This window comes from Microbacterium esteraromaticum, from assembly GCF_016907315.1.
GTDB classification, from domain to species: domain Bacteria; phylum Actinomycetota; class Actinomycetes; order Actinomycetales; family Microbacteriaceae; genus Microbacterium; species Microbacterium esteraromaticum.
Genome location: NZ_JAFBBS010000001.1, coordinates 2,701,071 through 2,714,988 on the forward strand (window position 1 = coordinate 2,701,071; position 13,918 = coordinate 2,714,988).

Genomic DNA, 13,918 nt, shown 5'->3' on the forward strand with positions numbered 1-13,918 from the left:
CCCGCCGTGCTCTCAGCGCCAGAGCCAGCGCAGCGGTTTCGGCGCTCCGACGGCCCACTCGGCGCGAAGCAATTTCTACGGCCGGTAGAATTGATGATGTGAGTGCTGACCAGAACGACCCGTGGGTGCTCGAGGCATCGCGTCCGCATGCGCCGGCGCGTCGCCCCGACCTCTCCCAGATTCCCAGGTCCGCCCTCTACGGCCTCGGCGTCCTTGCCGCCGCGCGGGCCCTGGGGCTCGTGCTCATCGCCGAAGCCGTCGCCAGGGGGATCGCCGGCCTCGCAGCATCCGGCGGGGCAGCATCCGGCCTCACGCCCGACGCCACCCGAGCGATCCTCATTCTCGGGGTGGCGGGCGCGCTTCTGCGCGCCGGGGCGGAATGGGCCAGCTCCGTCGTCTCCCGCCGCGTCGCGACCCGGGTCAAGCACCGCCTGCGGCGCCGGTTGTGGCAGCGCATCGCCGACGGCGATCCCGCGGGTGGCGGCACCGCCGTACTCGCCGCCGACGGCCTCGACGACCTCGACGACTACTTCATCCAGTCCCTGCCCGCACTGATCGCGGCGGCCATCGTGCCCCTTCTGGTCGGCGCCCGGATCCTCGGGGCCGACTGGCTCAGTGCCCTCATCATCGTGGTCACGGTTCCGCTGGTGCCGCTGTTCATGATCCTCATCGGCAAGCACACCCAGCAGCGCACCGACGCGGCGCTCACCGCGCTCACCCGCCTCGCCGACCACCTCACCGAGCTGGCGCGCGGGCTGCCCGTGCTGGTGGGCCTGGGCAGGGTCGAGGAGCAGACCCGCGCGCTCGACGGCATTCAGCGACGGTACCGAGAGCGCACGGAAGAGACGCTGCGCTGGGCGTTCCTCTCGGCGCTCGCCCTCGAGCTGATCGCCACGATCTCGGTCGCGGTGGTCGCGGTCTTCCTCGGGCTGCGCCTGCTCAACGGCACCATGGCGCTGGAGCCCGCCCTCATCGCGCTCATCCTCGCGCCCGAGTGCTTCACCGCGCTGCGCGATGTCGGCACCGCATTCCACGCCTCGCAAGACGGCCTGTCGGCGCTGGAGCGCGCCAAAGCGCTGCTGACGAGAGCCTCGCGTCGCGACGTGCGAACTCCTGCCGCTCGGGTTCGACTCGACGGACTGGCCGTCACCTACCCGGGCCGACGTGCGCCTGCTCTGCGCGCGGTGACCGCCGACCTCTCCGGGATCACCGCCGTCACCGGACCCAGTGGCGCGGGCAAGTCGACACTGCTCGGCGCCCTCGCCGGAGTGCTCCCCGCCGATGCCGAGATCGCCGGCGCGGTTCGCGGCGTGGACCCGGATGCCGTCGCCTGGGCTCCGCAGGCTCCGCGAGCGTTCGCGGCGACGCCGCGGGAGGAGCTCGCGCTGTACGGCGCCGGTCCCGACGCGCTCGATGAGCTCGGCCTCGGCCGCCTCGCGGATGCGGCGGTAGCCGAGCTGAGTCCTGGGGAGCTGCGCCGGCTCGCCGTCGCGCGCGCCCTGGCGCGGGTGGATGCGGGCGCCCGCCTTCTCGTACTCGACGAGCCGACCGCGCACCTCGACTCCGTCGCCGCCGCACTGGTGCGCGATGCCGTGCAGCGTCGCGCAGACAGGTGCGTCGTCGTGCTCGCCAGCCACGAGCCCGAGACGCTCGCTCTCGCCGACCATTCGATCCCCGTCGCCTCGTCGGATGATGACATCCGCGTCGACGAAGAGCCGTCAAGCATTCAGGACGATCCCACTTCTGAAGGACCCTCCGAGCTCGGGCATCCTTCAGAATCGCCATCCTCCTTCAGAAGTGAGCAGGCCCCGGCCGCCCGCACGCTCACGCTCGCCTCGCTGCTCCGTCCGCACGGATGGCTCTGGGCGGGGTCGATGGTGCTGTCTGCGCTCGCCGCGGGGCTCGCGGTCGCACTGACGGCGGTATCGGGGTGGCTGATCGTGCGGGCCAGTGTCGAGGAGTACATCATGTACCTGCTCGTCGCGATCGTCGGTGTGCGGGCGTTCGGCATCGGCCGCGCTGTCGGGCGATACGCCGACCGCCTGGTCACGCACCGTGCGACCTTCCTCGTGACCGACGCTCTGCGCCTCAGGCTGTGGCGGGCGATCGCTGCCCGAGGCGCCGGTTCCCGTCGGCTGCTCGAGGGCGGCGCCCCGCTCGATTACCTCGTGACCCTGGTCGACGATCTGCGTGATCAGCTGCCTCGGGTCGTCCCGCCGATCGGCGGGGGCCTGCTTGTGGTCGCCGGCACGATCGTCACGGCCGCGTTCGTCACGCCGCATCTCACGGTCTTCGTCGCCGCGGTGCTCATCGGTGCTGTCGCCGTCGCGTCGGCTCTCGCGGTCCTGAGCGAGCGCGATGCCTCGGCTGCCCGTGTCGACGCACGCTCGGCGATTGTGCGTCAGACGGCCTCACTCGCATCCGCCGCCGCCGATCTGCGCGGCAACGGGGTGACCGACGGTGCCCTCCGGCAGCTCGACGCGCACGGCCGGCGCCTCGCGATCGCTGAGCGACGATCCGCATGGTCAGCCGGGCTCGGCGCCGCAGTCATCACCGTCGCCACCACGATGCTCGCCGTCCTCGTGCCGGTGCTGTCGCCGGGTCTGCCAGCCGAGTCCGCATCGGTCGTCGCACTGCTCTCGCTCGCCCTGCTCGAGCCCCTCGCTGCGCTCGTGGCGGCCGTGTACCGCGCACCTGCTCTGCGCGCGCTTCTGGGCCGTCTCGACGCCGTGCTCCGCCCCGTCCCGGCGCCGGAGTGGGGTGCGTCGAACCCGGATGCCATCACGCGGCTCGCCCTGGATGAGGTGACGATCCGGTATCCGGGAGCGGCCGCTCCGGCGGTCGAGAACGTGACCGCCGAGGTGCACCGCGGCGGCTGGCTGGTGCTCGACGGACCGTCCGGCTCCGGCAAATCCACGCTGCTCTCGGCGATCATGGGCGCTCTGCCTGTGGCATCGGGAGCGATTCTCGCCGACCGGCAGCCGATCACCGGTTTCGCGGAGCGTGCGTGGCGTGACCGCGTCGCCTGGTGCCCTCAGGATGCGTACGTCTTCGACTCCACGCTGCGCGGCAACCTGCTGCTCGCCCGTGAGCGCGATGACGTGCCGGACGACGCGGCTCTGCGCGAGGTGCTCGCCCAGGCGGGTCTCGCAGAGCTTCTCGGAGCCCTGGACGGCGACCTCGATGCACCGGTCGGGCCGGGCGGCTCGGCGCTCTCGGGCGGCGAGCGTCAGAGGCTCGCCGTCGCGAGGGCGCTGCTGACCCGCGCCGAGCTGATCCTGCTCGATGAGCCCACCGCGCACCTCGACAGACCCACGGCGGCGGCGATGATGTGCGACGTGCGCGCGGCGATGGCCGACCGGATCGTCGTGCTCGTCTCGCACCGCTCCGCCGACCGAGGTGACGGCGACGCCGTCGTCCGACTGGGCGGTCAGGTCGCGCCGGTGGCGGACTGACCGCGAGGCGCGCTCACCGAGAACAGGAGAACACACGAACGCAGGCCGATCTCAGCCGAATTCTCCTGTTCTCGGGAATCCTCCTGTTCTCGGGTGGGCGCGCTGCCGCGACCCGGGAGATCGCGTGTGCGCGTGTGCGCGTGTGCGCGGGTGCTCGCGACCTCGGGCGCTCGCTCGCTCCCGTGCGGCTGCGGCGGCTGCGGCGGCTGCGGCGGCGGGCAGGCTGTGCGCAGAGCGCTCAGCCGGCGAGCCTGCGGAACCGGTCGCTCACGCGCATCGACCCTGAGACGGGCTGATCCGCGCCGGGAACGCCGCTCGCGCCGACCTGAAGGATCGCGCGAGCCAGCACCTCGTCGCGCACCTCGCGGCGCGCGTGATCGTCGGCGAGCATCTCGACCAGAGCCGCGACCTCGACCTCGGCCCGTGCGGCCGTCGGGAACCAGGGGAGCGCTGAGCGCCATGCGCGGAAGGCCAGCAGCAGCAGGTCGTGACGCTGCTCGACGTGCGCACGTTCGTGGGCGATGACGGCGACGAGCTCGTCGGCATCGAGACGGTCGAGCAGTCCCTGCGACAGCACCGTCACCGATCGCGGTCCGTTGGGCAGGCAGTAGGCCATCGGCACTGCGTCGTCGATCACGCGCGTGCGCGCGCGGGTGGGGTGCGGCGAGGTGAGCATCTCGAGCAGCGCGAGATGACGGTGTCGCTGCCTGGTCACCTGCACGATCGTCACGCCGAGGTGCGTGAGCAGGTAGATGGTGAACAGCACGGCGGGGATGGGCGCGAGCCACGGATGCCCTGGCAGGGCCGCATATCCGGCCAGGCCGAGCGCGCCGATCATCGACAGCCCGCCCGCGAGGCCGATCGCCTGCCACAGCAGCAGCGCCATCACGGGCGCGCGCATCGGCCATGATGCGCGCGAGAGCGCGACCGGTACGGGCCAGGCGAGTGCGATCGCGATGAGCCCGAACACGACCGCGCCGACGATGACGACCCCGTGCGGGATCACCAGCGCGCCGCTCTGCGCGGCGTCGGTCGCGGCCGTCAGCATGGCGGTCAGCCCGAGCGGCCCAGCAGCTGGCGCAGCACGGCGGCGTCTTCAGCGGACACGCCGCCGACGAAGCGCTCGAGCACCGCGGTGCGGTCGCCGGCGTCGCCGAGCACCGAGTGCATGAGTTCCGCGACGTGGTCGGCGCGCGAGGCGACGGCGGTGTAGCGGTGCGGGCGCGCCGAGCGGTCTGAGGCGACGAAGCCCTTCTTCTCGAGGCGCGACAGCACCGTGAGCAGCGTGGTGACGGCCAGTGCGCGTCCGCCGGCTTCGAGCTGCGCCTGGACGTCGTATGCGCTGAGTGCGTCATCGGCGTCCCAGATGGCGTCCATCACGGCCCGTTCGAGTTCTCCGAGCGTTCCCATGCGAGCATCCTTCCTTCGCCGAGATTTTGTCCGGCGCTTCGATTCTACTCTGTGTCGAATTTGTTCTATCGTGTGTCGAAGAAGTTCTACGAAGCGTAGAATAGCCGTGGCGGACGACCGCCCACCCCCTTCGCGAACGGAGAAACCCGTGGACGTTCTCGACATCGCCCGCTGGCAGTTCGGCATCACGACCGTCTACCACTTCCTGATGGTGCCGCTGACGATCGGCCTTGGCATGATGGTCGCGATCATGCAGACCCGCTGGGTGCGCACGGGCGACGAGCGATTCCTGCGCATGACCAAGTTCTGGGGCAAGGTCTACCTGATCAACTTCATCGTCGGCGTCGCAACCGGCCTCGTGCAGGAGTTCCAGTTCGGCATGGCGTGGAGCGAGTACTCCCGCTTCGTGGGCGACGTGTTCGGCGCACCCCTCGCCATGGAGGGCCTGCTCGCGTTCTTCGTCGAGTCGACGTTCCTCGGCGTCTGGATCTTCGGCTGGGGACGCCTGCGGAAGGGGGTCCACCTCGCGGCGCTCTGGTGCGCGGTGATCGGCTCATGGATCTCGGCGTTCTTCATCATCGTCGCGAACTCGTGGATGCAGCACCCTGTCGGCGTCGAGCTCGGCGCCGACGGCCGCCCCGTCATGACCGACGTGTGGGCAGTGCTCACGAACAACACCGCGATCGCCGCGTACACCCACACGATCTTCGGCGCCCTCGTGGTCGCCGGCATGTTCCTGCTCGGCATCTCTTGGTACCACCTGTGGCGCCGCCGCCACGACGGCATCGACACGGTCGATGAGAGCGGCCGTGTGATCGTCGGAGAAGCGGATGCTGCGCCGGGCCGCGACCGGAAGGACCACGGCGTCTGGCTCTGGTCGCTGCGCTTCGGCGCGGTCGTCGCGATCCTCGGCTTCCTCGGCACCGTGGCATCCGGAGACATCCAGGGCAAGCTCATGTACGAGCAGCAGCCCATGAAGATGGCGGCGGCGGAAGCCGCCTGCCACACCGGCTCGGCCTTCTCGGTGCTCTCGCTCGGCGACCCCGGCTCCACCGACTGCGCCGATGTCATCACGCTGATCGAGGTGCCCGGCGTGCTCGGCTTCCTCGGCACGGGGGAGTGGGGTGCCGAGATGCCGGGGATCAGTGACCTCGAGCCGCAGTACGTCGACCAGTACGGCAAGACGATCCCCGACGACGCGCTCTACGGCGACATGGCGGGAACCGACGTGCAGTACGTGCCGGTCATGTGGGTCACCTACTGGGGCTTCCGGCTGATGATCGGCCTCGGCGGTGTCGTCGCATTCGGCGGCGTGGTCGCGCTGTGGCTGACGCGCAAGGGCACCGTGCCGCGCTCGCCGTGGATCATGCGGCTCGCCCTGCTGGGGATCATCGCGCCGTTCGCCGCGAACATCGCCGGCTGGATCTTCACCGAGCTCGGACGCCAGCCCTTCGTGGTCGCGCCCAACCCTGACGCCACAGGCGTCGACGGCGTGTTCATGTACACCGCGGCCGCCGTGTCGCCAGGAGTGACCGCCGGTGAGCTGCTGTTCTCGGTCATCACGCTCAGCGCCGTGTACGGAGTGATGCTCGTGATCGAGCTGTACCTGATGGTCAAGTACGTGCGCGGCGGCGTCGCTGCATCCATGCCCGAGCTCGCGGCCTCCGGGCATCCCGGCGGCGGCCGTGACGATGACGACGAGACCGGCACCCACCCCGACAAGCGCGACGACGTGCTCGCCTTCGCCTACTGAGCCGTGCGTGCTGAAGACCTGAGAGGAATGACCTGATGGAACCGCTTCCCGTCGTCTGGTTCATCGCGATCGCCGTGCTCTGGACCGGCTACCTTCTGCTCGAGGGCTTCGACCTCGGCGTCGGCATGCACATGGTCTTCTCCACCCGATCCGAGCGCGATCGCCGCGTGATGCTCAACACGATCGGCCCGGTGTGGGACGGCAACGAGGTGTGGCTGATCACGGCGGGCGCCGCGATGTTCGCCGCGTTCCCCGCCTGGTACGCGTCGCTGTTCTCGACGCTGTACGTGCCGCTCACGATCGCGCTCGTCGGTCTCATCGTGCGCGCGGTGGGCATCGAGTACCGCGGCAAGATCCACACCGAGCGCTGGCGCACCTTCTGGACGTGGATGATCGGCCTCGGCTCGCTCATCGTCGCGTTCTGCATCGGCGCGGCGCTCGCGCTCACCTCGACGGGCCTGCCGATCGATGCGAACGGCGACCGGGTCGGCGGCCCCTTCGTGTGGCTCACGCTGCCCGCGGTGCTCGGCGGACTCGCGGTGGTCGGCTTCGCTCTGCTGCACTCGGCGACCTTCCTCGGGCTCAAGGCCGATGGTCCGGTGCGCGAGCGCGCCGGCGCCTTCGCCGCGCGCTGGGCGCCGGTGTGCATCGCACCCGCGGCGGTCTGGGCGATCTGGGTGCAGCTGGCGCATGGCGGCAGCGTGCTCGCCTGGGCGTTCATCGCGCTGGCTGTTCTCGCCGCGGCGTTCGGCTGGCTGGCCGCCCAGCGTCGGCACGAGGGGCGTGCCTTCATCGGGTTCGCCGGGTTCGGGCTGTTCGGCGCCGCGGCGATCTTCGCGGGTATGTTCCCGCGGCTGCTTCCCTCGACGGTCGACGCCGCCTTCGACCTCACGGTGTGGAACGCCGCCAACGGACCCTACACGCTGGGCGTCATGACCGTGGTGGCGGCCGTGTCGCTGCCGGTCATCGTGCTCTACCAGGCGTGGAGCTACTGGATCTTCCGCAAGAGGGTCACCCCCGGCATGATCCCCGAGGTGCACATCGTGCTGCCCGCGGTGCTGCGCGCCCGCTGACGCCGTGCGCAGCCGGCATCCCTCCTCCGGTCCGGATGCCGGCTGCCGGATGCCGGGCGCGACTCCGGCGATGCAAGGCGCCGGAGTCGCCAGACCGGATGCTGTGCGACCGGCGCGTCGCCGGCCGACACACCGCGCGACGACCGGATGGTCTGAGATTCCCGACAGTCCCCGGCGCCGCGAACCCACACGGGGCTAGTCTGTCCGCATGATGTACGAGCACCTCGGGGCTCGGCCCCGCATCCACGACACCGCCGTCGTGGCGCCGACAGCCGTGATCTCGGGCGATGTCGAGATCGGACCCAGCTGCCAGGTGCTGCACGGCGCAGTGATCACCGCCGAGGGCGGCCCCATCACGCTCGGAGAGCACGTGATCGTGATGGAGAACGCGCTCATCCGGGCCACCGCGGCCAACGCCGTTCACATCGGCGATCACACACTGGTGGGGACGCTCGCCAGCATCGCGGGCGCGATCGTCGGCGAGGAGGTGTTCCTCGCATCCGGCGCGCGCGTCTTCAACGGCGCGCTGATCGGACCGCGCTGCGAGGTGCGCGTCAACGCGATCGTGCAGCGCCGGGCCGTGCTGCCCGAGGGCAGCGTCGTGCCGATCGGCTGGGTCGCGGTCGGAGACCCGGTGCGGCTGCTCTCACCCGACCAGGCCGACGAGATCGCCGCCGCGATGCCCGACCTCGACTTCCCGGGGCACGTGTTCGGCGTCGACCGGGACACCCCCGACCTCATGGTGCAGCTGACCGAGCGCTACGCGAGCTCGCTGGCGCGGCACGCAGGCGATCACCGGCTCTGACCCGGGGTGACCCGGGCCAGAGCAATCGGGTCAGATGACGCCCTGGGCCAGCATCGCGTCGGCCACCCGCTCGAAGCCGGCGATGTTGGCGCCCGCGACGTAGTCGCCTGGGGTGCCGTAGCGCTCGGCGGCGCGGAACGATGCGTCGTGGATGTCGGCCATGATGTCGCGCAGCTTCTGCTCGCTGTTCGCGAAGTTCCAGCGCTGACGGGAGGCGTTCTGGCTCATCTCGAGTGCAGACGTCGCGACGCCGCCGGCGTTCGCGGCCTTGCCGGGGGCGAACAGCACCTCGGAGTCCTGGAACGCGCCCACGGCCTCGGGAGTGGAGGGCATGTTGGCGCCCTCGGCGACCGCACGCACGCCGTTGGCGATGAGCATGCGGGCCGACTCCTCGCTCAGCTCGTTCTGGGTGGCCGAGGGAACCGCGATGTCGACCGGGGTCTCCCAGACGTTGCCGCCCTCGACGAAGCGGGCTCCGGGGCGACGGTTCGCGTACTCGACGATGCGGCCGCGCTCGACCTCCTTGATCTGGCGCAGCAGGGCGAGGTCGATGCCGGCATCGTCGACGATGTAGCCGGACGAGTCGGATGCCGTGACGGCCCGCGCACCGAGCTGGGTTGCCTTCTCGATCGCGTAGATCGCCACGTTGCCCGAACCCGACACGGCGACGCGCTTGCCCTCGAGGCTCTCGCCGTGCACCGCGAGCATCTCCTGCACGAAGAACACGGCGCCGTAGCCGGTCGCCTCGGTGCGCACCTGCGCACCGCCCCAGCCGATGCCCTTGCCGGTGAGGATGCCCGACTCGTGACGGTTCGTCATCTTGCGATACATGCCGAACAGGTAGCCGATCTCGCGGCCGCCGACGCCGATGTCACCCGCGGGCACGTCGGTGTGCTCGCCGATGTGGCGGAAGAGCTCGCTCATGAACGACTGGCAGAAGCGCATGACCTCGGCCTCGCTCTTGCCGTGCGGGTCGAAGTTCGAGCCGCCCTTGCCGCCGCCGATTCCCTGACCGGTGAGCGCGTTCTTGAAGATCTGCTCGAAGCCGAGGAACTTGATGATCGAGATGTTCACCGAGGGGTGGAAACGCAGTCCGCCCTTGTACGGACCGAGGGCCGAGTTGTACTGCACCCGGTAGCCGCGGTTGACCTGGAGCCTGCCTGCGTCGTCGATCCACGGCACACGGAAGATGACCTGGCGCTCTGGTTCGACCAAGCGCTCGAGCACGCCGTTGTCGAGGTACTTCGGGTGCCGATCGAGAACGGGGCCGATCGAGTGCAGCACCTCGTGCACCGCCTGGTGGAACTCCGGCTCATTCGGGTTGAGGTCGCGCACGGCGTCGAAGACGGGCTGGGCGGCATCGCTGAGCGGATGGAAGTCGGCAGTGTTGTCGGTCACGCGGGGAAGCTTTCTGATGAGGGATAGAGGAGTGCGATCGTGTCGCGTGATTGCTTCGCCGGATCAGGCGGGAGCCTTCACCTTAGCTGGCGACCCGTGCCGTCTCCGACGAGAAGTCGCCGGGGGATGCTATCACCCGGTGTTCTGCAGGCCGGCGGCGACTCCACTGACCGAAAGCAGCAGCAGCCGCTGCAGATCGGGGTCGGTCTCGCCCTGGTTGTCGGAGCGCAGCGAGCGCAGTGCCCGCAGCTGCAGCAGCGAGAGGGCGTCGACGTAGGGTGTGCGCAGCTGCACGGCCCGCTGCAGCACGGGCTTGTTGCCGAGCAGCCGGTCGCCGCCCGTGAGGCGGATCACCCAGTCGCGCGTGAGAGCAAGCTCATCGAGCACGATCTTCGCCAGATCGTCCCTGTCGCCGAGCGAGAGGTATTCGCGGGCGATGCGCTCGTCGGTCTTCGCCAGGCTCATCGCGACGTTGTCGACCATGGTGCGCAGCAGCGGCCAGTCGCGGTACGCCTCGATCAGCCTGGCCTCGTCGCCGACAGCCGCCAGTGCCGTGCCCAGACCGAACCACCCGGCGAGGTTGATGCGCGCCTGTGTCCATGCGAACACCCACGGGATGGCGCGCAGATCTTCGAGCGACTCGACGGAGAGCCCGCGGCGTGCCGGGCGCGAGCCGAGCGCGAGCAGACCGATCTCCTCCATCGGGGTGACGGTCGCGAACCACGGCGCGAAGCCGTCGGCGGCGACGAGCGAGAAGAACCGATCGCGAGAGGCGGCGTCCATGGTCTCGGCGACGTCGGCGAACCGCTCGGCCGCACCGCTGGTGCGCTGCTCGTTGCTGGGTGACGAGGCGAGCAGCGTCGCGGCGGCGACCTGGTCGATGTGCCGCATCGCGATCGCCGGCTCGCCGTAGCGCGCGAAGATCACCTCGCCCTGCTCGGTGAGCTTGAAGCGTCCGTCGACGGAGTGCGGCGGCTGCGCGAGGATCGCGGAGTTTGCGGGTCCGCCGCCACGGCCGAGGGCACCGCCGCGGCCGTGGAAGAGGGTGAGCCGGATGCCCGATTCCTTCGCCCACGAGGCGATCTGGCGCTGCGCCTCGTACAGGGCGAGGTTCGCGGCGACGGGGCCGACGTCCTTCGACGAGTCGGAGTAGCCGAGCATGACCTCGAGGCGGTCTCCGGTGGCGTCCAGCCGGGCGCGGAACTCGGGGAACTGCACGACCTCGGCGAGGATCGAGGGCGCCGCCTGCAGATCGGCGAAGGTCTCGAACAGGGGTACGACGTCGAGCACGGGCGCCTGGTCGCCGAGTGCGTATGCGGCGAGGCGATGCACGTTGGCGAGGTCCTGCGCCGACTGGGTGAACGAGACGACATAGCGGCCTGCGGCGCGAAGACCGTAGCGCTGCTGGATGTCGGCCACCGCGCGGAAGACGTCGAGCACCTCCTCCGTCTGCGCGCTGAGCTCTGCGCCGGCGTCCAGCTCTTCGAGAGCCTGACGGTGCACCTTCGAGTGCTGACGCACCTCGAGCTCGGTGAGGTGGAAGCCGTAGGTCTCCACCTGCCAGATCAGATGCTGCAGCCCGCCGAACGCGTGCCGGCGTGCGCCGGCCTCCGCCAGCGACGACTGCACGGCGCGCAGATCGGCGAGAAGCTGCTCCGGGGCGCCGAACGCGCCGGGCTGCTCGGTGCGGGTCGCGTGCACGCGGTGCACGAGAGCGAGCATCACGCGACGATGCGGCTCGGAGGGCGAGCGGGTGGCGATGTCGTCTGCCAGTTCGGGATGCTCGTCGGCGAAGCGCTGCCAGATCGCGCCGACCTCGGCGCTCGGCGGCGTGTCCTCGGCATCGAGCGTCAGCGTCCGTCCGATGCGATCGAGAGCGCGCTCAAGGCCGCGCAGCACGTGCTCGGATGCGATCGCGGCCGCCTCGCGGGTCACCGCAGCGGTGACGAAGGGGTTTCCGTCGCGGTCGCCGCCGACCCACGATCCGACGCGGACGAACGCGGGGACGACCGGGGCGCTCGCGCCTGATTCCGCGCCGCGCAGCGCGTCGTCGATGCGGCGATAGACGTGCGGGACGGTGCTGAAGAGCGTCTCGTCGAACACGCCCATCACCGTGCGCACCTCGTCGGTCGGCGTGGGCTTCTGGGCGCGCAGGGGAGCCGTGCGCCAGAGCGTGTCGATCTCCTCCAGCATCCGACGGTGCGCGCGCCGCTGGTCGGCCCCGCCCTCGCTGGCTGCATCGTGCTCGCTGAGCAGGTCGGAGAGCCTGCGGATGCTGCCAGACACGGCACGGCGGCGCGCCTCGGTGGGATGCGCGGTGAACACCGGGTGGAATCGCAGTTCGGCGAGGCGCTCGCGAGCGGCATCCTCCCCGATCTCCTCGGTCAGCTGCGCGAAGGCGGTCGCGACCGTGTCGGTCGAGCCTTCGCGCGGCTTGCCGGAGCGCTCGCGAAGGATGCGCACGCGCTGATGCTCCTCGGCGAGATTGACGAGGTGGAAGTAGCAGGTGAAGGCGCGCGCGACCTCGTCGGCACGCTCGATGCTGAAGGAGTCGGCGATCTCCGCCGCGCGGTCGAAAGCGTCGTCGTCGGCGTCGGATGCCTGGATCGTGGCCAGGCGCAGCCTCTCGACGTCCTCGAAGAGGCCGGGGGTTCCGGATTCGCGCAGAACCTGACCCAGCAGGCCGCCGAGCATCCGCACGTCCGCGCGCATGGCGTCGGGAATGCCGTGCGAGGCTTCGAATCGGGTGATGACGCGGATGGCTTCGGTGTTCGTGGGCTCTTGCGACATGCTTCGAGGGTAGACCGCCCCATCGCGTGCTCCGTCCCCTGTGACAGAGTGGAGGGGATGCGTATCTCGGACAATCCTCTTCGCGGTCAGCAGTTCCCTGCGGCGCTCCTGCTCGCGGCCGCCGCGCTCGGTCTGCTGCTCGCCAATCTGCCCACGCACGACGCCATCGCCGACATCCTGCACGCGCATATCGCGATCCCCGGCACCGGGCTCGATCTGTCCGTGCACGAGTGGGTGGCAGACGGCCTTCTCGCCATCTTCTTCCTCGTCGTCGCGATCGAGCTGCGTCATGAGCTCACCCACGGTGAGCTGGACTCGCTGCACAAGGCGGTGCAGCCCGCGATCGCCGCGACCGGCGGCGTGATCGTGCCGATCGCGGTCTACCTGCTCATCGCGGGTCCTGCGGCGGGCGCGGGCACGACGGTCGGATGGCCGATCCCCACCGCCACCGACATCGCCTTCGCGCTCGGCGTGCTCGCCATGTTCGGCAAGGGGCTGCCGTCGGCGGTGCGCGTGTTCCTGCTGGCGCTCGCGATCCTCGACGACATCATCGGGATCATCTTCATCGCCGTGCTCTTCGCCCATGACGTGAACTGGGTGATGTTCGCGGCCGCGGTCGCATGCGTCGCGGTGTTCGCCGTTCTCAGCCGGATCGTCGCGAAGGGCGGCTCCTCGGGGATCGCGGTGCTCATGGGCGTCATCGGCGTGTTCGCGTGGGGCTTCATGGCGCTCTCGGGCATCCATGCCACCATCGCGGGCGTCATGCTGGGGCTGGCGATGTCGCCCGCGCCGGCCGAGAAGACGCGACACGCGCTCGAGCCCACCGTCAACGGCGTCATCCTGCCGATATTCGCGTTCGTCGCGGCGTTCGTCGTGATCCCGCAGGTGTCGCCGGCCCAGCTGTCGCCGGCGTTCTGGGGCATCCTCATCGCCCTGCCGGTCGGCAAGATCATCGGCATCGGCCTCTTCGGATGGCTCAGCATGCAGTTGCGCCCGAAGGGCACCGAGCCCGCTCTGCGCCTGCCAGACATCCTGGCGGCGGGAACCCTCGGCGGCATCGGCTTCACGGTGTCGCTGCTGCTGGCGAACCTGGCGTTCGCCGGCGCGGACGAGGTGCGCGACCAGGCCATCCTCGGCGTTCTCGGTGGCTCGCTGATCGCGCTGCTGCTGTCGGCGGTGATCGTCTCCTCGCGTGCCAGGGCCTACCGCACCCTGGCCGCAGCGACGGAGTGAT

General features: G+C 70.3%; 9 protein-coding genes. 5 read left to right on the plus strand and 4 right to left on the minus strand.

Annotation, left to right across the window (positions count from 1 at the left end; all coding sequences use genetic code 11):
* Positions 1-98: 98 nt before the first annotated feature.
* Entirely contained in the window at positions 99-3,455 is a 3,357-nt protein-coding gene (cydC, locus tag JOE67_RS12845) for a thiol reductant ABC exporter subunit CydC (protein ID WP_338041604.1), read from the plus strand.
* 238 nt (positions 3,456-3,693) lie between these two features.
* Here the strand turns inward: cydC and JOE67_RS12850 are convergent, their stop codons facing one another.
* Complete coding sequence (locus JOE67_RS12850) at positions 3,694-4,503, minus strand: M56 family metallopeptidase (protein WP_204975940.1); 810 nt, start codon at positions 4,501-4,503, stop codon at positions 3,694-3,696.
* A gap of 5 nt (positions 4,504-4,508) precedes the next feature.
* The gene (locus tag JOE67_RS12855; protein ID WP_204975941.1) at positions 4,509-4,865 is read right to left on the minus strand and encodes a BlaI/MecI/CopY family transcriptional regulator; all 357 of its coding nucleotides are present in this window, start codon (positions 4,863-4,865) and stop codon (positions 4,509-4,511) included.
* Between the two features lie 148 nt (positions 4,866-5,013).
* On the opposite strand from JOE67_RS12855, the gene JOE67_RS12860 reads away from it, so the two are divergent.
* The 3 genes from JOE67_RS12860 (at position 5,014) to JOE67_RS12870 (ending at position 8,496) form a co-directional block, all read left to right on the plus strand.
* Positions 5,014-6,618, plus strand: a complete 1,605-nt coding sequence (locus JOE67_RS12860) for a cytochrome ubiquinol oxidase subunit I (RefSeq protein ID WP_204975942.1) — start codon at positions 5,014-5,016, stop codon at positions 6,616-6,618.
* 35 nt (positions 6,619-6,653) lie between these two features.
* Positions 6,654-7,691: a cytochrome d ubiquinol oxidase subunit II gene (cydB, locus tag JOE67_RS12865; protein WP_204975943.1), complete on the plus strand. Its 1,038-nt coding sequence runs from the start codon at positions 6,654-6,656 to the stop codon at positions 7,689-7,691.
* A 208-nt stretch (positions 7,692-7,899) separates the two neighbouring features.
* Entirely contained in the window at positions 7,900-8,496 is a 597-nt protein-coding gene (locus JOE67_RS12870) for a gamma carbonic anhydrase family protein (RefSeq protein WP_204975944.1), read from the plus strand.
* A 30-nt stretch (positions 8,497-8,526) separates the two neighbouring features.
* Here JOE67_RS12870 and gdhA read toward each other — a convergent pair whose 3' ends face one another.
* Positions 8,527-9,894, minus strand: a complete 1,368-nt coding sequence (gene gdhA, locus JOE67_RS12875) for an NADP-specific glutamate dehydrogenase (RefSeq protein ID WP_204975945.1) — start codon at positions 9,892-9,894, stop codon at positions 8,527-8,529.
* Positions 9,895-10,026: 132 nt separating this feature from the next.
* Complete coding sequence (locus JOE67_RS12880) at positions 10,027-12,684, minus strand: phosphoenolpyruvate carboxylase (protein ID WP_204975946.1); 2,658 nt, start codon at positions 12,682-12,684, stop codon at positions 10,027-10,029.
* A gap of 57 nt (positions 12,685-12,741) precedes the next feature.
* On the opposite strand from JOE67_RS12880, the gene JOE67_RS12885 reads away from it, so the two are divergent.
* Positions 12,742-13,917 carry a Na+/H+ antiporter NhaA gene (locus tag JOE67_RS12885; protein WP_204975947.1) on the plus strand — a complete coding sequence of 392 codons (1,176 nt, stop codon included), beginning with the start codon at positions 12,742-12,744 and terminating at the stop codon, positions 13,915-13,917.
* The last annotated feature ends 1 nt before the right edge of the window (position 13,918 follow it).